This window comes from Paraburkholderia aromaticivorans, from assembly GCF_012689525.1.
GTDB classification, from domain to species: Bacteria; Pseudomonadota; Gammaproteobacteria; order Burkholderiales; family Burkholderiaceae; genus Paraburkholderia; species Paraburkholderia aromaticivorans_A.
Genome location: NZ_CP051516.1, coordinates 2,686,678 through 2,711,895 on the forward strand (window position 1 = coordinate 2,686,678; position 25,218 = coordinate 2,711,895).

19 protein-coding genes and 3 pseudogenes are annotated in these 25,218 nt (G+C 62.8%); 11 read left to right on the plus strand and 11 right to left on the minus strand.

Translation table 11 applies throughout. From position 1 onward, the window contains the following. The first annotated feature begins 114 nt into the window (after window positions 1-114). The 3 genes from HF916_RS40180 to HF916_RS40190 all read left to right on the plus strand — a co-directional run bounded on the left by HF916_RS40180 (window position 115) and on the right by HF916_RS40190 (window position 3,277). A complete protein-coding gene (locus HF916_RS40180) occupies window positions 115-741 on the plus strand; it encodes a hypothetical protein (protein WP_168794261.1) in 627 nt (208 codons plus the stop codon). A gap of 570 nt (window positions 742-1,311) precedes the next feature. Continuing rightward, entirely contained in the window at window positions 1,312-1,992 is a 681-nt protein-coding gene (locus HF916_RS40185; protein WP_168794262.1) for a PspA/IM30 family protein, read from the plus strand. Between the two features lie 88 nt (window positions 1,993-2,080). Next, on the plus strand, window positions 2,081-3,277 hold the full coding sequence (locus HF916_RS40190) for a tetratricopeptide repeat protein (protein WP_168794263.1): 1,197 nt from the start codon (window positions 2,081-2,083) through the stop codon (window positions 3,275-3,277). 106 nt (window positions 3,278-3,383) lie between these two features. Here the strand turns inward: HF916_RS40190 and HF916_RS40195 are convergent, their stop codons facing one another. After that, the gene (locus tag HF916_RS40195) at window positions 3,384-4,073 is read right to left on the minus strand and encodes a TetR family transcriptional regulator (RefSeq protein ID WP_206001968.1); all 690 of its coding nucleotides are present in this window, start codon (window positions 4,071-4,073) and stop codon (window positions 3,384-3,386) included. A gap of 155 nt (window positions 4,074-4,228) precedes the next feature. Here HF916_RS40195 and HF916_RS40200 point away from each other — a divergent pair, with 155 nt between their 5' ends. The 4 genes and pseudogenes from HF916_RS40200 to HF916_RS40215 form a co-directional block, all read left to right on the plus strand. Further along, the gene (locus HF916_RS40200) at window positions 4,229-5,719 is read left to right on the plus strand and encodes a flavin-containing monooxygenase (RefSeq protein ID WP_168794264.1); all 1,491 of its coding nucleotides are present in this window, start codon (window positions 4,229-4,231) and stop codon (window positions 5,717-5,719) included. Between the two features lie 104 nt (window positions 5,720-5,823). Then, window positions 5,824-6,813 (plus strand): alpha/beta fold hydrolase, encoded by a 990-nt coding sequence (locus tag HF916_RS40205; RefSeq protein ID WP_168794265.1) that lies wholly within the window; start codon window positions 5,824-5,826, stop codon window positions 6,811-6,813. Window positions 6,814-7,376: 563 nt separating this feature from the next. Continuing rightward, window positions 7,377-8,783: a methyl-accepting chemotaxis protein gene (locus tag HF916_RS40210; protein WP_168794266.1), complete on the plus strand. Its 1,407-nt coding sequence runs from the start codon at window positions 7,377-7,379 to the stop codon at window positions 8,781-8,783. After that, window positions 8,780-9,040, plus strand: a pseudogene (locus HF916_RS40215) (IS256 family transposase); the annotation flags it as partial. The gene HF916_RS40210 and the pseudogene HF916_RS40215, both read left to right, overlap by 4 nt. A 117-nt stretch (window positions 9,041-9,157) precedes the next feature. Here the strand turns inward: HF916_RS40215 and HF916_RS40220 are convergent. The 4 genes from HF916_RS40220 to HF916_RS40235 form a co-directional block, all read right to left on the minus strand. Beyond that, window positions 9,158-9,976, minus strand: coding sequence for an ABC transporter permease subunit (locus tag HF916_RS40220; RefSeq protein ID WP_012433302.1), 819 nt, complete (start codon window positions 9,974-9,976; stop codon window positions 9,158-9,160). Beyond that, window positions 9,976-10,905 (minus strand): ABC transporter permease subunit, encoded by a 930-nt coding sequence (locus HF916_RS40225; RefSeq protein ID WP_168794267.1) that lies wholly within the window; start codon window positions 10,903-10,905, stop codon window positions 9,976-9,978. Before HF916_RS40225 ends, HF916_RS40220 begins: the two co-directional genes overlap by 1 nt. Continuing rightward, window positions 10,902-12,068 carry an ABC transporter ATP-binding protein gene (locus HF916_RS40230; protein WP_168794268.1) on the minus strand — a complete coding sequence of 389 codons (1,167 nt, stop codon included), beginning with the start codon at window positions 12,066-12,068 and terminating at the stop codon, window positions 10,902-10,904. The genes HF916_RS40225 and HF916_RS40230 overlap by 4 nt, the downstream gene beginning before the upstream one ends. Window positions 12,069-12,160: 92 nt before the next feature. Further along, window positions 12,161-13,261, minus strand: a complete 1,101-nt coding sequence (locus tag HF916_RS40235; protein WP_168794269.1) for a polyamine ABC transporter substrate-binding protein — start codon at window positions 13,259-13,261, stop codon at window positions 12,161-12,163. Window positions 13,262-13,782: 521 nt separating this feature from the next. Between HF916_RS40235 and HF916_RS40240 the strand changes: the two genes are divergently transcribed. The 3 genes and pseudogenes from HF916_RS40240 (at window position 13,783) to HF916_RS40250 (ending at window position 17,055) form a co-directional block, all read left to right on the plus strand. Then, a complete protein-coding gene (locus HF916_RS40240; protein WP_168794270.1) occupies window positions 13,783-15,087 on the plus strand; it encodes an Nramp family divalent metal transporter in 1,305 nt (434 codons plus the stop codon). Window positions 15,088-15,363: 276 nt separating this feature from the next. Then, a pseudogene (locus HF916_RS40245) lies at window positions 15,364-16,692 on the plus strand (phospholipase A). A 159-nt stretch (window positions 16,693-16,851) separates the two neighbouring features. Next, entirely contained in the window at window positions 16,852-17,055 is a 204-nt protein-coding gene (locus HF916_RS40250) for a DUF1289 domain-containing protein (protein WP_168794271.1), read from the plus strand. 146 nt (window positions 17,056-17,201) lie between these two features. Here the strand turns inward: HF916_RS40250 and HF916_RS40255 are convergent, their stop codons facing one another. The 5 genes and pseudogenes from HF916_RS40255 to HF916_RS40275 form a co-directional block, all read right to left on the minus strand. Continuing rightward, window positions 17,202-17,864, minus strand: coding sequence for an OmpW/AlkL family protein (locus HF916_RS40255; protein ID WP_168795819.1), 663 nt, complete (start codon window positions 17,862-17,864; stop codon window positions 17,202-17,204). A 71-nt stretch (window positions 17,865-17,935) separates the two neighbouring features. Beyond that, window positions 17,936-19,126, minus strand: a complete 1,191-nt coding sequence (locus HF916_RS40260) for an NAD(P)H-dependent flavin oxidoreductase (protein WP_168794272.1) — start codon at window positions 19,124-19,126, stop codon at window positions 17,936-17,938. Window positions 19,127-19,255: 129 nt separating this feature from the next. Beyond that, window positions 19,256-20,669, minus strand: a pseudogene (locus HF916_RS40265) (aldehyde dehydrogenase family protein). A 158-nt stretch (window positions 20,670-20,827) separates the two neighbouring features. After that, the gene (locus tag HF916_RS40270) at window positions 20,828-22,420 is read right to left on the minus strand and encodes an ABC-F family ATPase (protein ID WP_168794273.1); all 1,593 of its coding nucleotides are present in this window, start codon (window positions 22,418-22,420) and stop codon (window positions 20,828-20,830) included. A gap of 83 nt (window positions 22,421-22,503) precedes the next feature. After that, window positions 22,504-23,583 (minus strand): NAD(P)-dependent oxidoreductase, encoded by a 1,080-nt coding sequence (locus tag HF916_RS40275; RefSeq protein ID WP_431311466.1) that lies wholly within the window; start codon window positions 23,581-23,583, stop codon window positions 22,504-22,506. Between the two features lie 203 nt (window positions 23,584-23,786). On the opposite strand from HF916_RS40275, the gene HF916_RS40280 reads away from it, so the two are divergent. Next, window positions 23,787-23,993 carry a dodecin gene (locus HF916_RS40280; RefSeq protein ID WP_168794275.1) on the plus strand — a complete coding sequence of 69 codons (207 nt, stop codon included), beginning with the start codon at window positions 23,787-23,789 and terminating at the stop codon, window positions 23,991-23,993. Between the two features lie 121 nt (window positions 23,994-24,114). On the opposite strand, the gene HF916_RS40285 is transcribed toward HF916_RS40280, so the two are convergent. Next, window positions 24,115-25,209: a BMP family ABC transporter substrate-binding protein gene (locus tag HF916_RS40285; RefSeq protein WP_168794276.1), complete on the minus strand. Its 1,095-nt coding sequence runs from the start codon at window positions 25,207-25,209 to the stop codon at window positions 24,115-24,117. Window positions 25,210-25,218 lie beyond the last annotated feature (9 nt).

A 25,218-nucleotide genomic window follows, 5' to 3' on the forward strand; every position in this document is an offset into this window, starting at 1 on the left:
AGCGGGGCAACTCGTCATATGATGGACTCGGCGCGCGCTAACACCTGCCCGCGTCACGGCGTCCGCCAAATGCCCGCTTTGAACCGCCCATGCCAACAAGTATGCGAGCCGACTATGAATAAGCCCAGCGAACGCATCGTCGTATTCGTCACGACCGCGCAGAAACTCGCGATCACCACCACCGCCGAGAATATGGGCATCAGCGTCAGCGAACTGATGCGGCGCGCGGTCTTGAGCTTCGGCGCGACCAGCGAACAGGTGAAGGCGGCGAGCATCGTCGACCGCCTGCGCGCGCCCCGCGCGCCGGACGCGCTCAACGCCGCGCTGCAACGGGTCGCGCGCGGCACGCGGCACGCGCGCGCCGCATTACCGCCGGCTTTGCAAACGCGCGGCGAAAACGCAACCGGCGCGTCCACGGATGGCGCGGCGGGTTCCAACGCGCCGGCGCCGGGCGCATTGCCACATGCGCCCTTGGGGCAAGCAGAGCCTGAGCCCGCGCCGTTGTTGCCGGCCGGTCTCGCCGCCGCCCTCGCCGTCGGCATCGACGAGGAAGCCGCGGCAACCGCCGAAGCCGTCGCGCGCGTGGCAGCGGCCGAAGCGGCGGCGGCGGGAGGATCCACACCGCCGACCGATACGGAAGCGCAAATGCGCAGCGTGCTCAAACGCCCGCGCGTCGACACCCCGCGCGACGACGACGATCCGCTTGGCGATCCCAGCACGAAAGGCGGCCGTTTCGCGTAATGAGCCTGTGCGACGCATAACGCACGACGCGTTCCGGCGCGTCGCATATCGTTACATCGGCGTCACTCAAAATGCGCGAGCTTTCGGCATTGCAAGGTTGGCACTCATCCAGCGATTAACGGCGGCTCGTTGCGCGTTGAAAATAGCTTCGGCGTTTGCGTCTTTTGTGTCGTTGCATGCACGGCTGTTGGACGTATTCAGCCATGCTCGCGTACGGCGACAATGGACGTAAACACCGCACACGCGCACCGCGCCTATTCACGCCGACGACACGTGCCGCGCGCAAAGTTGGCTAATCTGTCATCGCGCCCTTTGAGGCGGTTTTAAGAGAGCGCGTGGTGTAATATCCGCGAGCGGCTGAATGACGCGTCGCGCGATTTAACCTTTGAGCTGTTTGCCACTCGATATTCGAATCGAACAATTTACGTTGCCGCTATTGCAATCGGCGCGCGCGCCCCGAACTCCGGTCCGAACGTTGCGCAGCTTCGCACGCAGCGGCGTAAAGTAGCAGTTGAATGCAGTTAAGCGCGCGGGATTATTCAGCGCCGTTTACATTCTTTGGAGGTTTTCATGTCGCTTTTTGACAGCATTTCCCGCACGCTTAAAGGTCTCCTGAACGACGCAGCCGACTCCGTGCAAGATCCGTCGCGCGACTCGCGCCAGATCGTGCGCGAACTCGACGAGAGCATCGCCAAAGCCGAGAACTCGCTGATCGAGATCCAGGCGCAAGTGGCCACGCAGCAAAGCAAGCGCGATGTTGCCGCGGACAAGGCGAAAAAATACGAAGACGGCGCGAAACGCGCGCTGCAATCCGGCGACGAAGCGCTCGCGCGGGAAGCCCTGGGCGCGCAAGCCACGGCCGAAGCCGAACGCGACGCGCTCGCCAAGGAACTGACTACGCTGGAGCCGTCGGTGGCGCAGCTCAAGAGTCAGATCGAAGACATGCGCACGCGCCGCAACGACCTGAACGCCCGCTCGAGCATTCTGCAAGCCAAGCAGCAGATCGCTCAGGCGAAAGACGTGGCGGCCACGGCATTGGGCGGCATCGGCGGCAAGAATCTGTCCGAAGATTTCCAGAAAATGGAAGACAAGGTCGCGCTGTCGAATGCCCGTTCGGACGCCCGCCTGAATTCGGCCGACGTGAAGAGCGGCAAGGCGCTCGACGACAAGCTCGCGGATCTGAACCGCGGGCCGTCCGTCGAAGATCGTCTCGAAGCATTGAAGAAGCAGATCAATACACCGGCCCAGTAACTGCGTCGGCAGCAGTACATACCGGCGGCCTTCGTGTGAGCCGCCGGAATCGACTGAAGGAGACGGGCGCAACGCGCCCGGTCCGTAAATGAAAAAATTTCTCGCAACCGCGTTTGCCTCACTGCTGTTCGTGTCGGCCGTGGCGTTCGCAGTGCCCACCGTTCAGCAGATCGAATCGGCCATGTCGCAAGGCAACTGGCAACAGGCCGACGCCAGTCTGAGCGAAGTGCTGCAGGCGCATCCGAACAATGCGCGCGCGCACTATCTGTATGCCCAGGTGCTCGACCGCGAAGGCCGTTCCGCCGACGCGCTCGCCCAGGTGCAGCAGGCCAAGACACTCGACCCGCAAATCCGCTTCACTGACCCGACCCGCTTCGCGCAAACCGAAGCGCGCATTCGCAAGGACGCGGAACGCGCAGGCGCCACGGGCGGCAACACCACCAGCCGCGCGGCCAACCCGTTCGCGCAGCAGACCGCGCCGGCTGTGCAGCAACAGTCGGCCATCGCGCCGCAAGCGCCGCAACGGCATGGTCCGGGCATGGGCATGTGGATCGGCATCCTTGTCCTTGTCGGCGTGATCGCGCTGGTGTTGCGCTGGACCTTGCGGCGCGCCCGCGCCCAAGGCGACACGCGCGCCGACGACGAGCGTCGCGTGCAGCTCAAGCGCGCCACGGAAATGCTCAACACCGTGCGTTCGCTCAAGCTCGACGTGAAGCTCTCCACCGTGCAAGGTCATGAGGCGCTGGAGAAGGAAGTCGAAGCAACCGAAGACCAGTTGCGTGGCCTCGTCGAAACGCTGTCGAACAGCAAGAATCCGCTGCCGCCGTATCAGCTCGACGAACTGGAACAGCGCCTCGGTAGCATGCGCGCGCGCCTCGAGGGCCGGCCCGATCCGTATGCCGCACCGGCCGCCAGCGCGCAGCAGCAGTCGCCGTATGCGCAGGAAGCCGAACGTTTCGGCAATCCGCCGCAAGCGCCCTATCCGCAGCAAGGACCGTATCAGCAACAGCCGCAGGTTATCGTGCAGCAAGGCGGCGGTGGTTTCGGCGGCGGCATGGGCGGTCTGCTGACCGGCGTGCTACTCGGCGAAGCGCTGAATTCCGGGCGTGAGCGCGTCGTGGAGCGCGACGTGGTCGTCGACGACGAAGCGCGCCGTCGTGGCAACGACGCTGGCAATGGCGGCGGCCTCGACTTCGGCCAGGGTTCGAACGACTGGAGCGACAACAGCGGCGGCGTCGACATGGGCAGCAACGACGACTCCGGCGGCTGGAACGACAACACCTGAGCTTCGCACGGCTGCTGAAGTCCAACTAGTCGGGCAAGCATGCGTCAATGAAAACAGGCTCCTTCATGGAGCCTGTTTCGTTATGGGCGATTCATTTTCTGAGGCTTCACGCCCGCATCGGCACCCGTTCTCCGACCGGCTCGTGCTGCGCCAGCACCACCGAACCGGCGAACAGCCTGACGATGAAACGCTCCGCATACGCGATCAGCGCAGTGCGGCGCGCATTGTCTGCATCGATATATTCAGCTGAGAGATGAAAGAGTTGCAGCACGATCTGCGTGCAGACTTCGTCGACGGTTTCGCGGGAAAGTGTCGGCATCAATTCAAGTTGAACGACGTCGTCGGCCATTTCCGCCGACACCTCGTGAAGGTTCGCGCGCACGGCCTCGCGCAATGCCGGCGATGTACCATGATATTCGGCAAGCGCGCTCAAAAACGCCGCGCGGCTCTCCAGCACGAACGCAAAGAACGCAACGCAGGCGCGACGCGGCACGCTATGCGGTTCGTCGTGCGCGGCGAGCCAGCGCTCACGCCGCAGCATCGGCCGCAAACGGCGGCTCACCGATTCGACGGCTTCGCGCGCCAGATCGTCGAGCGTGTCGAAATGACGATAGAAGGTGTTGGGATTGAGCCCGGCCTCGCGCGCCAGTTCGCGCAAACCCAGGCTCGTAAAACTGCGGCCGCCCGCCGTCAGGCGCAACGCGGCTTCGATCAGTTTGCGCTTGCCGGCCGGCAATTCCTGCCCTGCGGCAACGCCGTGTTCGGCGGCGGCTGCCGCTTCCGGTACGGATGTCATGTGTTTTCAATCGATGCGCGCTACGCGCGTTTAATAGCAGTACTCTAAACGATCTTGACGTCAGGTGCACAGTTGTCTACCCTGCGCGTTATGCCGCAGTAGACACATGTAGACACATGTAGACGCCTGAAACTCGCCCCATGCCGGAGACCGCCGTGACGCCTGCCTCATCTGCCGCGCCTGCCGCGCCACGCATCGCGATTGTCGGAAGCGGGTTTGCCGGCATCGGCATGGCGATTCGCCTGCAGCGAATGGGCATTACGTCGTTCACGATTTACGAGGCGGCCAGCGATATCGGCGGCACCTGGCGTGACAACACCTATCCCGGCGCGGCCTGTGACGTGCCCTCGCATCTCTATTCGTTTTCGTTCGAGCCGAATCCAACGTGGTCGCGCGCGTTCGGCGGCCAGGCGGAAATCTTCGCCTATTTGAAGCACTGCGCCCGCAAGTATGGCGTGGAGCGTTACGTGCGTTGCAACGCGCGCGTGGCCGCGGCGCGTTTCGACGAAGCGCGCCAGGTCTGGCGCGTGGAGATCGATGTGAACGGCGTGCGTGAAAACATCGAGGCCGATGTGGTGATCGCCGCAAGCGGTCCGCTGTCCCGCCCGGCCATGCCGCGGATTGCCGGACTCGAGCGCTTCGAAGGCAAGCTGTTTCATTCGGCGCGCTGGGACCATGCGTATTCGCTCGAAAGCAAACGCGTCGCGGTGATCGGCACGGGCGCAAGCGCGGCCCAGTTCGTGCCGCAAATCCAGCCGCGCGTCGCGCATCTCGATCTGTTCCAGCGCACCGCGCCGTGGGTCATGCCCAAGCCCGACAAACCGATCGACGCGCGCGCCCGCTGGCTGTTCCAGCATCTGCCGTTCACGCAGCGCTTCGTGCGCAATGCGATCTACTGGCAGCTCGAATCGCGCGCCATCGCATTCGTCGTCAATCCGGAACTGATGAAGGTGCCGATGAAGTTCGGCCTGAGCTACCTCGAACGACGCGTCAAGGATCCCGAGTTGCGCGCCAAGCTGACGCCGAACTACCGGTTCGGCTGCAAGCGCGTGCTGCTCTCGAGCGACTACTATCCCGCGCTCAGCCAGCCGAACGTCGATGTGGTGACGAGCGGCATCCGCGAGATCGTCGCCGACGGCATCGTGACCGAAGACGGCGTGCATCGCCCCGCCGACGCGATCATTTGCGGCACGGGCTTCCAGGTCAACGACGTCGCCGCGCCGTTCGAGGTGACCGGTCTCGACGGCGCGGATCTCAGCGCTCAGTGGCTGCGCGACGGGCCGGAAGCCTACCTCGGTGTCAGCGTGGCGAACTTTCCGAACTTCTTCATGATCGTGGGCCCGAATACCGGCCTCGGCCACAACTCGCTGCTCTACATGATCGAATCGCAGGTGCAGTACATCGCCGATTGCCTGCGCGTACTGCGTCGCCGCAAGGCACGCACGATGAATCTGCGGCCCGACGTGCAGCGCGATTTCAACGCGCGTTTGCAGAAGGACATGCAGCACTCCGTGTGGGCGAGCGGATGTCGTAGCTACTATCAGACCCGCAGCGGCAAAGTTACCGCGTTGTGGCCGGGCTTCAGCTTCAGCTTTCGAAAACGCACGCGCCGCGCGCGTCCGCACGACTATCGCTTCGCGCCCTGACGCCGCGCGCGGCGGCTGACAGCCAGGGAGAACAAGACGCCGCCGATGGAATCCGATTCGAAGCCACGCTAACTAGAAATCGAACGACAAGGGAGACAACCAACATGGCAAGCATCGACTCCGGCACGCCCGCCTCGACATCCCCGCTACCGTCGCGCTCGCTCGCCGCGCGCCTCGGCATCACCAGTGTGCCGCGCGACGAATTGCGCCGACGCTACACGCAAAGCGGCTCCAGATTCGTGAAGATCATGGGCGCCGACGTGCATTACGTCGATGAAGGCAGCGGCGAGATCTTCGTAATGATCCACGGCTTCGCGTCTTCGTTGCACACTTGGAATCGGGTCGCCGATGAACTCAAGCGCGAGCATCGCGTGATCCGCCTCGACCTGCCGCCGTTCGGCGTGACTGGACCGCTGCGCTCCAGCAGCGGCGAAATCGAAACGATGAATCTGCCGACCTATCGGCGTTTCATCGATATGTTCATGCAGGCGCTCGGCATCTCGCGCGCGACCTTCATCGGCAATTCGCTCGGCGGGCTGATTGCGTGGGACTATGCGGTGCGTCATCGCGAAGCGGTTGAACGGCTCGTGCTGATCGACTCGGCCGGCTTTCCGATGAAACTGCCGATTTATATCGGCCTGTTCAATAGCGCGCTGGTGCGGGTCAGTTCGCCGTGGTGGCTGCCTGAGGTCATCGTCAAAAGCGCGGTGCGCAACGTCTATGGCGATCCGCGCAAGATCGATGCGGTGACGCTGCGGCGCTACGTCGAGTTCTTCCACGGCGAAGGCACGCGCACCGCGATCGGCAAGATGGTGCCCACGCTCGACTTCAAGGATGTCGACACCGACGTGCTGAAGACACTCGACGTGCCGACGCTGGTGCTATGGGGTGCGAAGGATCGCTGGATTCCGACAGCGCACGCCGCCGAATTCGCCAGCCGCATTCCGGGCGCGAAGTCGGTCATGTATCCGGGGCTCGGCCATATTCCGATGGAAGAAGCACCCGAGCGCGTGATGACCGATTTGCGCGCGTTTCTCGGTACGCGCGGAGCGCCTGTTCCGGTTGACGAAGGCACGCGTCGCGCGCCGGCCTGACCCGACTGCTTTCTTCCCCGCGATTCATTCGATCGATGCTTCGCGCGTGCTCGCGCGTTCATATCGCGCGCGAATCTTGCACGCCCTTCCCTCGCGGCGCGTCGACGCGCTCAGCCACCGCCCAGCAGACGCAACAGTCCCCAGAGAAACTTGCAGAGCATGACGATCAGTTGCCACAGGTGATAGAGCTGTTGCCAGCCCGAAACGCGCGCGAAGGAGTCGATCATGGGTTGCCGGTAAGAAACGGAAAGGTCTGCGGATAAGGCGTGGATCGCAGTTTGACCGCACATCATAGCGACTGCGGGATACCCCGTATCAAGTCGCTTGAAAGACTGCCGTAAACGCGTCGAGGAGACGCTGTATCCGCGTTGGGTGACTGCGCCAATAGACTGCGCCGAGCGCGCCGAGCGCGCCAGCAGAGAACATATTGCATGGGACCGGAGTAACGGGCTATGGGACCAGAGTAAGCGCTAAAGCGCCAGTTCCGATCGACAGCTTTGCATGGGACTCGAGTAGGCGCTAAAGCGCCAAAGCGCCAACTCGGGTCGACAAAGGAGACCACCATGACGCGTTTCAGCTTTCGCCGTTCGGCCCGTTCGCACACGGTCGTCGGCGATATTGCCGCGCAAGCCGGCAAATTGGGCATCGAGATCTGCGACGTATCGGGCCACGTCGAAGAAGTGGCCGCGCGCGTGCAACGCCAGGCGCAAGTATGCCGCGCGCTGCGCGAATCGGCTGCGCAGACGCTCGCGGGTAATCATCGCATTGCCGCTGCCGCGCGGAAAATGAGCCACGTATCCGCCGAAGCCGCGACCGGCGTGCAGGAATCGCAGCAAACGCTCGAAGCGTCGCTGGCTGACATCCACGGACTGGTGGAAGGCGTGACGGTCATCGAAAGCCAGATCGGCGCGCTGCGCAGCGCGCTAGCGCATGTGAGCCGTGTCTCCGAGGAGATTTCGCTGATCGCCCGCCAGACTCATCTGCTGGCGCTGAATGCCGCGATCGAAGCCGCGCGCGCCGGCGACTCCGGCAAAAGTTTCGCGGTGGTCGCGGCCGAAGTAAAGAACCTCTCGGCGAAGACCGCGCAGGCCACCGGGCAGATCGAGACGACGCTGGCGCACCTCACGCAACAGACCGAGCAGTTGATCAGCGAGGGATCCGTGAACACCGCGCGGGCGCACCGCGTGCGTGAAGGCACGCGCAAGATCGGCGACGTCGTACATGCAACCGGCGATGCGATCGCGCATCTGAATGACGAGGCGGGACAGATCGCCGTGTTGACCGGCGAGATCGAATCGCAGTGCGACGGACTCGAGGCGCAGGTGCTGGAAATGGCGAGCGGCGTCGAGGATTCGAGCGAGAATTTCGTGCAGGCGAAGGACCGTTTGGGGAATCTGCTTGGCGTGTCCGAAACCCTGATCGAGCTGACCGCTGCGACGGGTGTGGAAACGGCGGATACGCGGTTTATCGAGGCCGTGCAGCGAGCGGCGGCCGCCGTGAGCAAGGTATTCGAAACGGCGGTGGCGCGTGGTGAAGTGTCGATTGAGGATCTGCTTGATCGGCACTATGTGCCGGTGGTGGGGAGTAATCCGCCGCAGTTTTTGACGCGGTTTACTGCGTTGACCGACAGGGTGTTGCCGGCTATTCAGGAGCCTTTGCTTGGTCTCGATCCGCGTGTGGCGTTTTGTGCCGCGGTCGATTTGCGGGGTTATTTGCCGACGCACAATCTGAAGTTTTCTTTGCCGCAGCGTGATGGCGATGTGGTCTGGAATACGGCGAATTGCCGGAATCGGCGAATGTTCGATGATCGGACTGGGATTGCCGCGGCTTCACATAGGAAACGGTTTTTGTTGCAGACGTATCGGCGTGATATGGGAGGTGGGGAGTTTGTGTTGATGAAGGATGCGTCGGCGCCGGTTTTCGTCAATGGCCGGCACTGGGGGGGCGTTCGGGTTGGGTATCGGGTTTGAGGTATTTTTCGGCCCGCGGGGCGCTGCCTGACGCGTTGCTCGATGGACTGGTGAAGGGTCCGATGACGCCCGCCCCCAGGTCCAGGACCCGATGCTGGCGTTCAACAAAGCACTGATCGAGCGCGCGATGGGCGGCCAGATGAACATGCATCTGGGCTACCCCCTGCCGCCCGGGCCAGCCCAAGCCCTCTGGCCAGACTAACGAACGCAACGGCGCCAGCGGCAAGACGGTGATCACCAGGCACGGCCCGTTACGAACGCACGCGGGTAACTCCCTTAACCGCCTCGCACTCAGAATTGCGGACAGGTTCAGGGACACGCCAATAGACGACTGTGAATTCAACGAAAGGCCAACACCATAAAAACACACCAAATCAAACCGCCATCACGGCCCGCTTCCTCTCCGCCCGCTGCATAAAATAATTAGCCGCCACGACCCCAACAGTGACCACAGCGATAAAGAGAGTAGCCAAAGCATTCATCTCCGGATTCAACCCCAACCGAACGCGCGAGAAAACAACGAGCGGCAAAGTAGTCGACCCAGGCCCAGACAAAAACGCGGACAGCACCAGATCATCAATCGACAAAGTGAACGACAGCAGCCACCCAGAAACGAGCGCTTGAGAAATCAACGGCAACGTAATAAAGAAAAACACGCGCAACGGCGTAGCCCCAAGATCCAGCGCCGCCTCTTCGAGCGAAGGATGCAACTCCTTCACCCGCGACTGCACGATGATCGCCACATAAGAAATACACAGCATCACATGCCCGATCCAGATCGTGAAAATGCCACGTCCGGCCGGCCATCCCAACCACTTGGCCATTTCGATGAACAGCAGCAGCAGCGAAATCCCCTGAATCACTTCAGGAATCACCAATGGCGCATTGATCATCCCCGTATACAACGTGAAGCCGCGAAACCGCCCCATCCGCGCGAGCACAAATCCGGCCCACGTGCCAATGACAACTGAAGCAAACGCCGTCAACAACGCCACCCGCAACGACAACCACGCCGCCGCGATCAGTTCGTCATCCTGCAACAACGCCGCATACCAGCGCGTCGAAAACCGCGTCCACACCGTAACCAATTGCGATTCGTTGAACGAATACACAATCAGACTCACGATCGGTATGTAGAGAAACAAAAACCCGATCCCCAAAGCAATCAACTGCAAAATCCGGTTCGGTTTCATCAGCGCCTTTCCTCCATCGCCTTCGCCTGCGCGTACTGGAAAAACGCCATCGGCACCAATAACAACAACACCATTGCGCACGTCACGGCGGACGCCATCGGCCAATCGGCATTGTCGAAGAACTCATTCCACATCACGCGGCCGATCATCAGCGTATTCGCGCCGCCCAGCAATTCGGGAATCACGTACTCGCCTACCGCCGGAATGAACACGAGCAGACAACCGGCGATAATGCCGTTCTTCGAGAGTGGCAAGGTGATCTGCCAGAACGCCTTCCACGGCTTCGCGCCGAGGTCGTAGGCGGCTTCCAGCAGCGTCATGTCCATCTTCACCAGATGCGCGTACAGCGGCATCACAAGGAACGGCAGATACGAATAGACCATGCCGATATAGACGGCGGTATTCGTGTGATACAACTCGATCGGCGAGTGAATCAGCCCGATCGACATCAGGAAGTTATTCAGCAAGCCATTGTTCTTCAGAATCCCGATCCACGCATACACGCGAATCAGAAACGACGTCCAGAACGGCAGCATCACGGCCATCATCAGCAGATTGCGGCTGCCCGGATTCGAACGCGCGATGTAATACGCCATCGGATAGCCGATCAGCAAACACAACAGCGTCGAGATCGCGGCGACCACCACGGAATTCACATAGGTCGCGAAATAGAGGCTGTCGGTCAGCAGAAACGCGTAATGCGACACATCGAGCGTGATGTGAATCGCGCCGTCCGCGAATTTGGTCAACTCCGTGTAGGGCGGAATGCCGAGCTGCAAATCGGCAAAGCTGATCTTGACGACCAGCAGGAACGGCACGAGGAAAAACAGCAGCAGCCAGATGAACGGCCCGGCCACCACCGCGGTGCGGGCGTTCAGATTGAAGCGCCGCACCGGCCACGTGGCGAACGAATTGAACGAGCGCTTCATGACGTCAGCACCACGCCGGCCGATGCGCTCCAGCGCACGTACACTTCGTCGCCCCACGTAGGCGGATCGATCTCGGTCAGCGCAAGACTCGTCACGTTCGCGATCACGGTTTTGCCGGCGTCGAGCTTCACGTGATAAAGCGAATAGCCGCCCATGTAGGCGATATTCGTGACGACGCCCTTGCCCCAGTTGTATGCGCCCTCAGGCGGTTTGCGCGTCAATGCGATACGCTCGGGGCGCACCGAAATCGTCACCGGCATGCCGAGCGGACCGGTGATGCCGTGACTGACATACAGGCGGCACGGCAGGTCCGGCGTTTCGATGAACACGTGATCGGGCTCGTCTTCGACGGTATGGCCTTCGAACAGATTCGTCGAACCGATGAATTCGGCCGAGAAACGGCTATTCGGATACTCGTACACTTCGTGCGGCGTGCCGAGCTGCACGATCTCGCCTTCGCTCATCACGGCAAGGCGGTTCGCCATAGTCATCGCCTCTTCCTGATCGTGCGTCACCATCATGCAGGTCACACCGACCTTGTCGAGAATGTTGACCAGTTCGATCTGGGTGCGTTGACGGATCTGCTTGTCGAGCGCGGACATCGGCTCGTCGAGCAGCAACAGCTTGGGCCGCTTGACCAGCGAACGCGCGAGCGCCACGCGCTGCTGCTGGCCGCCCGAGAGCTGATTCGGCTTGCGCTTCGCGAAGCGGCCCATCTGCACGAGTTCGAGCGCGGTCTGCACGCGGTCCTTCAATTCGGACTTCGGCACGCCTTCCTGCTTCAGACCGAAGGCGACGTTACCCTCCACCGTCATGTGCGGAAACAAGGCGTACGACTGGAACATCATGTTGACCGGTCGACGATACGGCGGCAATTGAGCGAGGTCTTCACCATCAATCAGGATCTTGCCCGAGGTCACGCTTTCGAGCCCGGCCATCATGCGCAACAAGGTGGACTTGCCGCAGCCCGAACTGCCGAGCAGCGCGAACAGTTCGCCCTTCTTCACCGACAGGTTGATCCCTTTGACCACTACGGTCTCGCCGAACTTCTTCACGACATCGACAACCCGGACGAAGTTGTCCGTGGCGTCGTCCGTTACGGCATTCTGGTTCAGGGACGGTGCGACGGCCCCTGCCAGCGCGCCCGACTGGTCACTACTCATCACAATGCTTCACTCCGGCGTTTGACGAACAAAGCCCCCGGTGAACACCGAGGGCTTCTTGATGATGCTTACCCGTTCATTCTGGCCGCGGGTCAGCGGCCGGACTTGAATTCAGTCCACAGCCGCGTTTGCAGCCGCTGGATTTCCGGCGGCAGCGGCTTGAGCAGGAACAGGGTCTTGATGACTTCAGCCGGCGGATACACGGCCGGATCGTTCGCCACGTCCTTGTCCACGTACTTGCGCGCTTCGAGGTTCGCGCTCGGGTAGTAGACGGCGTTGGTGATCGCGGCGTGCACCTGCGGCGTTTCGATGTAGTTGATCCACTCGAGCGCGGCTTCCTTGTTCTTCGCATCCTTCGGAATCGCCATCACGTCGAACCACACCGGCGCGCCACCCTTCGGAATGTAATACTCGACCTTGTAGGGCTTCTTCGCCTCGACCGCGCGATGCTTGGCGATCACGACGTCGCCCGACCAGCCGTACGCGAAGCACACGTCGCCGCCGACCAGGTCGTTGATATAGCCCGACGAGTTGAACTGCGTGATGTACGGGCGGATCTTCTTCATCATCTCGAGCGCGGCGCGATAGTCGGCCGGGTTCGTGCTCATCGGATCCTTGCCGATGTAGTGCAGCGCGGCGGCGAACATCTGGTCCGGCGCGTCGAGCACAGAGACGCCGCAAGCCTTCAGCTTCGAAATATTTTCCGGCTTGAACAGCACGTCCCAGCTATCGAGCGGCACGCTCTTGCCGAGGATCTGCTGCGCCTTGGTGACGTTGTAGCCGAGGCCGGTCGTGCCGTATGCCCAGGGCACCGTGAACTTGTTGCCCGGATCAGCGCCGGCGACGAGCGCCATCAGCGAAGGGTCGAGGTATTTCAGATTCGGCAGCTTCGATTTGTCGAGCGGCGCGAAGATGCCGGCGGCGATCTGCTTGCCGGCGTAATTGCTGGTGGGCACGACGATGTCGTAACCGGAATTGCCGGTGAGGAGCTTGGCTTGCAGCGTGTCGTCGCTGTCGTAATTGTCGTATTTGACCTGGACGCCGCTCTGCTTGGTGAAGTTCGGGATGGTGTCCTTGGCGATGTAATCGGACCAGTTATACACGTTGAGCTGCGTGTCTTTCGCAGCGGCCGTCAACCACGGCGCCGCGCACAAGACCAGCGCCGCCACTTGCCCCACTACCCGTCTTTTCATTCCGTTCTCCGATCCTGACCGGCCCGTTGCCGGCCGTCCTCACCTGCGCCGCGGCACTGCACCCACGGCTCCCCTGAAAAACCCGAAAAGTACCATCAATTATTGCGCGGGCCAAAAAAAATACCAGGCTGTCGCACAAACGGTACAGCGTCAGCCGCACCGCTGGAAAATTGGCCGCAATTTTAGCGGGTTATGCGCGCGTGTCCACCCGAAAAAAACACCTGTACCGGTTGCGCTGTTATCTGATTGTCAAGTTGCCGGTGTGCAGGGCGCGCCTCGCTCGCGCAGATGGTGGTGGCCGACGACCGCATTGCGTGATTTTTATGCCGGACGGCGAAGGTCGAAGTGCACTCAAGCCGCGAAGCGTTCGACGGTGCACAATAGCTCTCGAAGCCTCTCGAACGCCGAACGGCAGCGCGCCGGAAATCGCGCTGTCGCGTCCCAGCCTCGACGCCCCGCCCGCCGTACGCGCAGCGGGCACGTGGCTTGCAAGAGGATGCAATCTTGAACCTCAGGCATCGATGAACACGAATCCGTTCGCATTGCGTCCCAACCGCCGCCGGCGTCTGCCGGACAGTGGGCCGGCACGTCCGGCGCACTGGTTCTCGTTCGTCGGCGCAGGCGCGTTGATCGCGGTCGGCTATATCGATCCGGGCAACTGGGCGACCGCGCTCGGCGCCGGCGCGGGCTACGGCTACCGCCTGCTCGGCATCGTGCTGCTAGCGAGCCTGATGGCGATGCTGCTGCAGTGGCTGTCGTCGCGCCTGGGCGTCGTGACCGGGCGCGACCTCGCGCAGGTCTGTCGCGAACGCACGGGCCGCCGCGGCACCCTCTTCCTGTGGCTGACCAGCGAGGTCGCGATCATCGCGTGCGACGTCGCCGAGGTGGTCGGCAGTGCCGTCGCGTTGCAATTGCTACTCGGTGTGTCGCTCACGGTCGGGGTGCTGATGTCGGCGGTCTGCACCTTCGCGCTGCTCGCGCTCCAGCAGAAAGGCGGCCGCAAACTGGAAGCGGTGATCGCGGCGCTGATCGGCTTCGTCGGCCTGTGCTTCGTGGTCCAAGTCGCGCTGGCGCGGCCGGACTGGCACGCGGCGCTCGCCGGCACCGTGCCAAGCGTCGAGTTGCTGCGCAATGCGGGCATGGTGTGGCTGGCGGCGGGCATCGTCGGCGCGACGGTGATGCCGCACAACCTCTATCTGCACTCGGCGCTCGTCAAGCATCACGCGCCCGATGGCAGCGACGCGCAGATCAAGGTCGCGCTGCACGTCGTCAATCTGGACACTTTCGGTTCGCTGTCGTTTGCTTTCGTGATCAATGCGGCGCTTCTGATCGTGGCCGCCGCCGTGTTCTATGCAAGTGGCCACCGTGACGTGACCGATCTCGCGGATGCCCACCGCCTGATCGCACCGCTAGTCGGCACGCATTGGGCCGGCATTCTGTTCGCTGCGGCGCTGCTCGCCTGCGGGCTGAGCGCGACCGTCACCGGCACGCTGGCGGGCCAGGCGGTCATGGAAGGCTTTCTGCGCATCCGTCTGCCGCGCTGGAAGCGCGCCCTGCTGACCCGCGCGCTGGCGATTGGGCCGGCGCTCTGCGCGGTCGCGCTGTTCGGCCAGCATGGTTCCAATCAGTTGCTGGTCGCAAGCCAGGTCGTGTTGAGCCTGCAATTGCCGCTCGCGGTCGTGCCGTTGATCCGCTTCACGTCGGACGCCGCGCTAATGCGCGGCTGGCGCGTGCGCGGCGTGCCGCTCGTGCTCGCGTGGCTGTCCGCCGCCTTCATCATCATGCTCAACGGTGCGTTGTTGTGGCAGTTGACGTTCGGTAGCTGAAAGACCGTTTTTAGACCGGGCTGTAAATGAAGTGATTTTGTAAGTATTCTCCGAGTATTTCGCCATGACCGGCGACGCTGTCCGTTGCAGCGGCGCGCCGGCCATGCGGCCCGTTTCATCTCGGCTGCCGGGTTGTTTGCGGCAGCCGTTTTTGTGCCCATTTTTTGCGCCCTTCAGCGCTTCAGCGCGATCGATCCGGTGAGCATTGCGGGTGTCGTCTTTCGATGCCTGCCGCGTCCGGTTTGCTCGCTGCCCTTGCTCCAGGACGACAGCCCCATGCGCTTTGACGCCTCAATCGACCGCCTTGCCCGCAACGCCTTCCCTCAGTTCCGTCAACTCACGACGCGCGTCTCCCGCGTCACGCTGCTCGCCACGCTTGTCGTCTGCGCTGTGCTGCCCGGCGAGGCGCGCGCGACGGTCGCGATGCTGCAACCCGCTCGCGTAGCCGCGGCCAACGAGCCGTTGCAGATCACGCTGCTCTACTCCGCCGACGACGCCAAACCCCTGACCCTCACCGTCCCGCCGACTATTCGCGTGACGCTGAGCACAGGCGAACAGTCGCCGCAGCCGCTCGATTTGCAGCGCGAACCGGGCGTGCCCGACACGTTGCATCTGCGGCCCGGCCAGTTCCGCAAGGTGCGTTTCTCGGCGCCCTGGCCGCAGTCTGCGCGTGGCGGGGTGCGCATCGATCCGGTGGGCTTCGATGCGTCGCCCGCGCTCATTGCGATCAATCGCTGACCGCAACAGGACGCGATCGCCGAGGCGGAACGCGCGGAAAGCCAGGCGACCACGCCCGCGCAGGCCGCGGCGACAGCAGCCGTGGTCGGCGGCCCGACCGGCGACGCCATCGCGCCGCCCGGTGACTCGCTCGCAACCACGGGGCGCGGCGTGCTCTCGCACCTCTCCTACTACGATCCGATGTACATCGCCTTCGGCCACAACGGCGACACGAACGCACGGCTGCAACTGAGCTTCAAATACCGCATCCTGATACCGGACGATCTGCGCTCGAAGGCCTTCCTCGACAACCTGTACTTCGCGTACACGCAGACTTCGATCTGGGATCTGTCCGCCGATTCGCGGCCGTTCCGCGACACGACCTACTCGCCGCAATTGTTTTACTACGTGCCGGACACCGGCTGGCAGAGCCCGTTCTTCACGCGCATGGGTTTTGCAGCCGGCGTTGCGCACGAATCGAACGGCAAGGCCGGCGCGGACTCGCGCAGCATCAACATGCCTTTTATCCGGCCGACCTGGGAATTCGGCGATCTCACGGCCAATCACCTGACCGTGTCGCCGAAGATCTATTACTACGTCGGCACGAGCAGCAACCCCGATATCGCCGACTATCGCGGCTACGTCGACTTGCTGGTCAAATACGGCAGCCCGGACGGCTGGCAACTGGCGACCACGCTGCGCAAAGGCACCAAGCGCTGGTACGGCAGCGTGGATTCGCAATTCACCTATCCGCTCGCCAAACTGCTGGGCAGCGCGTGGGGCGGCTACGTGTGGGTGGGCTATTTCAACGGCTACGGCGAGGACCTGCTCGACTACAACAACCGCCAGCACTGGATCGCGCGGATCGGCTACAGCATCGCGCGCTGATGTGTACGGGCGACATCGCGCGTCGAAGGTGGGGTCGAAACATGCGGCGGATGCTGCCAGGCGTGCGCGAACCGCGGCCATGCCGGTCGCGCACGGCGAGGTGCATCGCGCGCATCGGTTAACATAGCGGAACTTCGCTTCTCCGCCCCAAGGTTTCCGATGGTTTCGAATCTCCACGATCTTCCCGACAGCCCGTGCATCGGCGTCTGTTCCACGCTGTTCGACGACATCTGCAAAGGCTGCGGCCGCACCGCCATGGAAGTGTCCAACTGGGTTTTCCTGAACGACGAGGAAAAGCGCGCCGTATGGGTTCGCATCGAGCAGGAAGGCACGGCAATGCGGTTTGCGAACGACAAGCTATAGATTTGCTTGGCGGCTTCCGGTCGCATGATGCTTGCGGCGCTGGCCGCTCAGATTCAAACGTCAAAAGAAAACGCCGGGGCTGAACTGCACCCGGCGTTTTCACATGGCAATGCCTGTTGGTCAAGCGCGCAAGCGGCGCGTGACAATCAGAACCGCATCCCGACACCCAGACCGACCACCACCGGATCGATGCTCAAGCGGCCAAGCGGCTGACCGCCGAGCGAGGCATCCGTGTGCATCCAGATCTTCTTGATGTCCGCGTTGACGAACAAGGACTTGGTGACCTGCACGTCGACACCGGCCTGCAACGCCGGTCCCCAACTGTGATTGGTGATCGAGATCGGCTGGCCGCCCGCGTTCAGGCCGTTGTTATAGAACAGCGTGTAGTTGAGACCCGCGCCCACATACGGACGAATGCGTCCTGCGTGATTGAAGTGATATTGCAACAGCAGCGTGGGCGGCAATACGTTCACGCCGCCGAGACCGCCGAGGTTCGACGTCACTTGATGCCGCGAGGTGCCGAGAATCAGCTCGACGCCGAGGTTGTCGCGGATCATGTAAGTCAGATCCAGCTCCGGCACGATCGCGTTGTTCACGCCGACGTTGAGCGCAGTCAGCGATTGGGTCGTGCTCACGTTCGGCACGATGCTAATGGCGCGCAAACGCACCAGCACGTCGCCGGCGTGAATGCCGCTCATCGCGTCGTCGCCGGCGGCGTGCGCCTGCGGCGCGAGCGCGCCCGCGAACAGCAGGCTCGATGCGATGGCGGCGGCTCTGATTCCGATTCTCTTCCTGAACGAGTGCTTCATGTGCTTCCCCGCTTTGATTGTTTGCATGCGGGGATTGTCGAAGGTCTCGTCGCGCGGCAGGTTGACGCGTGTCAACCCAGCGAGAATGCCCAGCGACCTGCGACAGCCGGTCGCGTCGCGCCCGTGAGCAGCAGTTCAAGCAGGTCGTGCACGCTGCGAATCGCCGTGCCGAACGGCAACGCTTCGCGGCCGCGGAAGAACAGACCGTTCGCCACGTCGCCACGCAATGCCGCCGCGAGCCGCGTGTCGATGCAGAAGTGGCCGAACTTCTCGATACCGTCGCGCCAGCCGCACACGCTGAGACATTCGAGCGCGGTCGGGCAGACATGTTTGAGCGCGCCGACTTTCTCGCGGATCTTCGTTTCATGGCGCAAATAGCGCATCAGCCACGGCGTTTTCACGGCGCGCGCGGGCAGTCCCGTCACGCTGACGAATTCGACGATGTCTTCTGGCGTAGCGTCAGCCAGTACGCGCTTGAAATTCGGATGCGCGTCGCCTTCCTCGGTGACGGCGAACGGCGTGCCGAGTTGCACGCCGCTGGCGCCCGCGTTCAGCAACTTGCGCACGGCCTCGTGACTATTGATGCCGCCCGCGACGATCAAGGGCACGTCCTGACGGTTCAGGCCGAGCGAGGCGAATACCGTGTCGAGTTCTTCGAGGATGCAGAAGAAATCGAAGCGTCGATCGTGTTGATCGGCCAGGTTGTTGACGCCGAGATGGCCGCCCGCATGCGCAGGATGCTCGATCACCACCGCGTCGGGCAAACGGCCTTTTTTCATCCACTTCTTCAACACGAGCGCGACGCCGCGGCTGTCCGACAGAATCGGAATCAGCGCGATATCGTGGCCCTGGGTCATGTCCGGCAGATCGAGCGGCAAGCCCGCGCCCATGACGATCGCATCGGCACCGCTCTCGCAAGCGACGCGCACGTAGTTGGCTTGCGCGCTGACCGCTTTCATCACGTTGACGGCGATCATGCCGCGGCCTTCGCTCAGTGCCTTGGCAGAGTGGATTTCGCGGGCCAGCGCGGTGAGATTGGCTTCTTCCAGCGTGGCCCGCTCGGGCGACTTGCGGCAACGTTCGATCAGATCGCGATGATGATGCCGCAGGTCGATACTGGCGATGGTGCCCAGCGCGCCTTCACGGGCGACGCTGCCGGCCAGCCGGTGCGCCGAAATGCCGACGCCCATGCCGCCTTGCACGATCGGCAGTAACGAGCGGCCGCGAATGACTAGCGGCGTGAAGGAATGAGAGGTGAGCATGACTGGCCCGATGGCGGATTATCGAAACGTTGATAATCGTCGGTCGGGCGCAGCCTGCGTTGCTTCAGATCAATGAGTGGGCGAATGTCCAAGTCATGTGTGCCCTTCTGTTGACACCGATCAGTCGAATCACGCCTTGAATTGCATGGACTTGAGCTCGAGATACTCTTCGAGTCCGTAGACCCCGTTTTCGCGGCCGAAGCCCGACTGCTTGAAACCGCCGAACGGCGCGGCCATGTTCCACGTGCCGCCGTTGATATCGACCTGGCCGGTTCGAATCCGCCGCGCGACGCCGGCGGCACGCTCGTCGCTGCCAGCCCATACCGCGCCGCCGAGACCGTATGGTGAATCGTTGGCGATCCGAACGGCTTCCTCTTCGTCCTTGTAGGTCAGAATCGACAGCACCGGGCCGAAGATTTCCTCTTGCGCGATCGTCGCCTTGGGATGCACGCGACCGAACACGGTGGGTTTGACGAAGAAGCCCTTCGTCAAGCCATCCGGCAAGCCCGCGCCGCCCGTCACCAGTTCGGCACCCTCCTCGATCCCCTTCGCGATGTACTGCCGCACGCGTGCCTGTTGCGCCGCCGACGCCAACGGACCAAGACGGGTCGTCTCATTGCGCGGATCGCCGGCGACGTAGGCTTCGGCGGCCTGCTTCGCCAGCGCGCGTGCTTCGTCGTAGCGCGATTCGGGCACCAGCATGCGCGTGTGCGCCGAACACGTTTGTCCGGAGTTCAGAAAGCACGCGCTGACCGTGCCCTTGACCGCCGCGGCGAAATCCGCATCGTCGAGAATGACTGACGCCGACTTGCCGTGCCACGCGCTTGACCGTTGCCGAAGCCAGTTCGGCCACGCGTTTGCCGGCGCGAGTCGAACCGGTGAACGAGACCATATTGACCGACGGATGGCTCGCCAGCACTTCGCCTACCACCGGCCCATAACCGCTCACGAGATTGAACACGCCAGCCGGCAGCCCAGCTTCGTGGATCGCCTCGGCCAGCACGAACGCGTTCAGCGGCGCGATCTCCGACGGCTTGAGCACCACCGTGCATCCCGCGGCGAGCGCCGCCGCGACCTTCAGCGTGACCTGATTGAGCGGATAGTTCCACGGCGTGATCGCCGCCACCACGCCGACGGGTTCGCGCACCACCAGCGAATTGCCGACGCGTTCTTCGTACCGGAATTCGCTCGCGAGCTTCGCGTACGCACCCCAGTTGTAGACAGGGCCGCCGACCTGAATGGCGCGTGCGAGCTTCAGCGGCATGCCGACTTCGCCGGCGATCAAGCCGGCCAGTTCTTCGGTGCGCGCTTTCAGGTTCGCCGCGATCTTGCGCAGATAGTCGCCGCGCTCGGCAGCGGGCGTCGCGGCCCAGCCGTCGAACGCCACGCGTGCGGCGGCGATCGCGCTTTCGGCATCGGCCTCGACGCCTTCAGGGATGCGGCCCATGATCTCTTCCGTACCCGAGTCGATCACGTCGATGGTACCGGTGCCGCATGGCGCGATCCACTTGCCGTCGATATAGAGTTGCGCGTAGGTATTCATGATGGTCGGTTCCTGACTGTGTCTCTGGAATGGTCTTCTATTCTAACCAGCACCTTTTGGGGAGGGCCGACGCGCGAAGCGCGCGCCATGAAAAAAGCCCGCTTCGAAGAAGCGGGCTTTGCGGTGCAGCTTGATGCGGCGAGCGATTCAGCCTTGCTTTACTGCACGCCTTGACTCAACAAGAAGTCTTCGTAATTGCCACCGAAGTCGTTCAACGTGCCATTCGTCTTCACTTCGATAACGCGATTCGCGAGACCGCTCACGAACTCGCGGTCATGCGACACGAAAATCAGCGTGCCTTCGAACTTGTCGAGCGCGATCTGCAGCGACTCGATCGATTCCATATCCATGTGGTTGGTCGGCTCGTCCATCAGCAACACGTTGTGACGGCCCAGCATCAGCTTGCCCCAGATCATGCGGCCCTTCTCGCCGCCGGAGAGCACCTTGACCGACTTGCGGATGTCGTCGGCATTGAACAGCAGCCGGCCGAGCGTGCCGCGCACCATCTGCTCGTCGTCGCCTTCCTGGCGGTAGCCGTCGATCCAGTCCATCAGCGTGAGGTCGTCCGGAAACTCTTCGTACGTGTCCTGCGGCATGTAACCGATGTTCGCGTTCTCGGCCCACTTCACCGTGCCGTGATCGAGCGCGAGCTTGCCGAGCAGCGAGCGCAGCAGCGTGGTCTTGCCCGCGCCGTTCTCGCCGATGATCGCGATACGTTCGCCCGGCTGCACGCTGACGCTGAAGTCGTTGAAAATCTGGCGCTCGTACTTCTTCGAGATCTTCTCGGCCACCACCGCGATGTTGTGCAGCTTCTTTTCGTATTCGAAGCGGATGAACGGGTTCTGCCGCGACGACGGCTTGAATTCCTCGATCTTGATCTTGTCGATCATCTTCATACGGCTGGTGGCCTGGCGCGCCTTCGACTTGTTCGCCGAGAAGCGGCGCACGAAGTCCTGCAGGTCGGCCACACGTTCCTTCGCCTTCGCGTTGGCGTTCTGCTGACGCTCGCGCGCCTGCGTGCTCGCCAGCATGTAGTCGTCGTAGTTGCCCGGATAGACCTTCAGCGTGCCGTAGTCCATGTCGGCCATGTGCGTGCAGACCTGGTTCAGGAAGTGTCGATCGTGCGAGATGATGATCATCGTCGAGTTGTACTGGTTGAGCACGTCTTCCAGCCAACGGATCGAGTTGATGTCCAGGTTGTTGGTCGGCTCGTCGAGCAGCAGCACGTCCGGCTTCGAGAACAGCGCCTGCGCGAGCAGCACGCGCAGCTTCCAGCCCGGCGCCACGTTGCTCATCGGGCCGTTGTGGTCTTCGATTGCGATGCCGATGCCGAGCAGCAGCTCGCCCGCGCGTGCTTCGGCGGTGTAGCCGTCGTACTCGGCGAACTTCGCTTCGAGTTCGGCGGCGTGCATGTAGTCGTCGTCCGTCGCGTCCGGGTTCGCGTAGATCGCGTCGCGTTCGGTCATCGCAGCCCACATTTCAGCGTGGCCCATCATCACGACGTCGAGCACGCGCACATCTTCGTACGCGAACTGATCCTGGCGCAATTTACCGAGGCGGATGTTCGGTTCGAGCATCACGGTGCCCGAACTCGGTTCCAGATCGCTGCCCAGGATCTTCATGAAGGTAGACTTGCCGCAGCCGTTCGCACCGATCAGGCCATAGCGGTTGCCTCCCCCGAATTTGACCGAGATATTCTCGAAGAGGGGCTTTGGCCCGAATTGCATGGTGATATTGGCGGTAGACAGCACGGCGCGTCCCTTTGAATGTGATATCGGCGAAAAACCCAATATTTTAGCAGGTTATCGCGAAATCGACCCGCGCGCGCGGCGCGCTACTGGCTTTGGGGGCCGCGCGGCGTCTGCAGAACGTCGATGAAGGCCGACAGATCGGCCTCGCCGAGCCCCATTGCCGCGCCGAGCCGCAGCAATTGCTGAACCGTCGACGACACCGGCATCGGCGTGCCGGTCTCGTACGCGGTCGCCGCCACCGTGTCGATATCCTTCTGAAAGGTCCGGAACGCGCCGATCGGCGGGAGGCCGCTTTGTGTCATGCGCGGCACGAACGTCTGCAGCAGCACCGAGTCGGCCCAGCCGCCGGCCAGACCTTCGGTCAGCCGGGAAGCGTCGAGGCCGCTGCGCTGCGCGAGGCTCACCGCTTCGGCAATCGCCGCCAGCGTCGCGGTGACGATGGTCTGATTGCACAGCTTGGCGGTCTGGCCCGCACCGACGTCGCCCATGTGCGTGACACGCGCGGCGTAGGCGCTGAGCAATGGCCTGACGGCTTCGACGTCGGCCGCGACGCCGCCCGCCATGACCGCCAGTGTGCCGGCGGCCGCGCCGGCCACGCCGCCTGACACCGGGGCGTCGATCCAGCCGATGCTGCTAACGATCGCGCCTTCGACCGCGTTTGCATTCGCGTCCGTGCCCGCACCCGCAATCTCGCGAGTGCCTGTGCCTGTGCCTGTGCCTGTGCCTGTGCCTGTGCCTGTGCCTGTGCCTGTGCCTGTGCCTGTGCCTGTGCCTGCGTCCTCGTCCTCGTCCGCGCCCTCGCCCTCGTCCGTGCCCGATCTCGCGCCTTCGGTCGCGCGAACCGCCGTCAGCGCCACCGCGCGCTGCGCGAATGCGCGCGTCGCGGCCGGCGGGATGCTGGAGTGATCAACGATCCAGCGCAACCTGCCCGATAGGGACGCAGCGGCGCTCAAGAGTCCTTCCGCGCCGAACACGGTCTCCTCCACCGCCGCCGCGTCCGCGACGCACAGCAGCACCGCGTCACATCGTGTCGCGAGTTCGCGCGGCGTGTCGACCACCCGAGCGCCGTCCGCCACCAACGCTTCCGCCTTGGCCCGCGTCCGATTCCAGACATGCACGGTATGCCCCGCGCGTAGCAGATGCCGGATCATCGGCGCGCCCATCAAACCGGGACCGCAAAAACCAATTTCCACGTTCGAACCTCGTCGGATATCAGATTGAGTTGCGCGGACATGATAACGGCGGCGTCCCGCCACGGCATACCGGGCACGCCATGTGCGATATGAGTCGTCAATGCGAGGGCCGTCTGCGGCACTTCCGTTGCCTATACTTTTTGAACACCAACGAAGATCAAAGGAGGAAGTCCATGTCCGAACACGTCTACAAACAGATCGAACTGACCGGCTCGTCGACGATATCGAGCGACGACGCCGTCAGCACGGCCATTGCAAAAGCGTCGAAAACGCTGCGCAATCTGCACTGGTTCGAAGTGACGGAAACGCGGGGCCAGATCGAAAACGACAAGGTGGCTTACTGGCAGGTGACCATTAAGGTCGGCTTGCGCATCGACTGATGCGCCAGCAGCCCGGCCGTCGGCGTTAAAACCCAAGAAAAAAAGCTGCGTCCGTACTGGACGCAGCTCCTGAGCACAGCGGTTGCTGAGACCGCCGCCTGATCGACTTTCGACGACGGCGTTACTTCGGCAGCGTGCCGTCCACGCCTTCCACATACCAGTTCAGGCGTTGCAGTTCCGGATCGGTGAGCGTCTTGCCGGCCGGCACCTTTACCGCGCCGGACTGATCCTTGAGCGGTCCCGTGAACACATCCCACTTGCCGCCCGCCAGTTCGTCGCGCTTGGCCGCGACCTGCTTCTGCGCGTCAGCCGAGATCGCCGACGTGTTCAGATCCTCGAGGTTGACGGCCTTCTGCGGAATACCCCACCACACCGGATCGTTCTTCCACTTGCCGTCCAGCACCTGCTGGATCGCCGCGTTGTAATACACGCCCCAGTGCGCGACCACTGAGCCGAGGTGCGCGTCAGGACCGAACTTCTTCATGTCCGAATCCCAGCCGAACGCGTGCACGTGCTTGGCCGACGCCGTGGCGAGCGTGGCGCTCGAATCGGTGTTTTGCAGCAGCACGTCGGCGCCCTGGCCGATCAGCGTTTCAGCCGCCTGCTTTTCCTTGCCCGGATCGAACCAGCTGTTGATCCAGATGACCTTGGTGTGCACCTTCGGATTCACCGAGCGCGCGCCGAGCGTGTACGCGTTGATGTTGCGGATCACTTCGGGAATCGGCACCGACGCCACGAAGCCGAGCGTGTTGGTCTTCGTCACATAGCCCGCGGCGACGCCGGCCAGGTACGCGCCCTGGTACATGCGCACGTCATAGGTGCCGAAGTTCGGCGCCTTCTTGTAGCCGGTTGCGTGCAGGAACACAGTGTCCGGGAAATCCTTCGCGACCTTCAGTTCGAAGTCCTGATATCCGAAGCTCGAACCGATGATGATCTTGTTGCCCTTGTTCGCCAGATCGCGGAACACGCGCTCGGAGTCGGCCGATTCCGGCACGTTTTCGATGCGCGTGATCTTGATCTTGTTGCCGAACTTCGCTTCCGCTTCCTTCGAGCCCTGATCGTGCGCGAAGGTCCAGCCGGCATCGCCCGGATTGCCGAGGTAGACGAACGCGACGCCCGGCGCATCGGCGGCCCGCGCGCTTTGCGCGAGCGGCGCGGCGAGCGCCAGCGAGGCCGCGCCCCAAGCGAAAGCGGTCAGCAGATTTCTTCTCTTCATGTTTTCTCC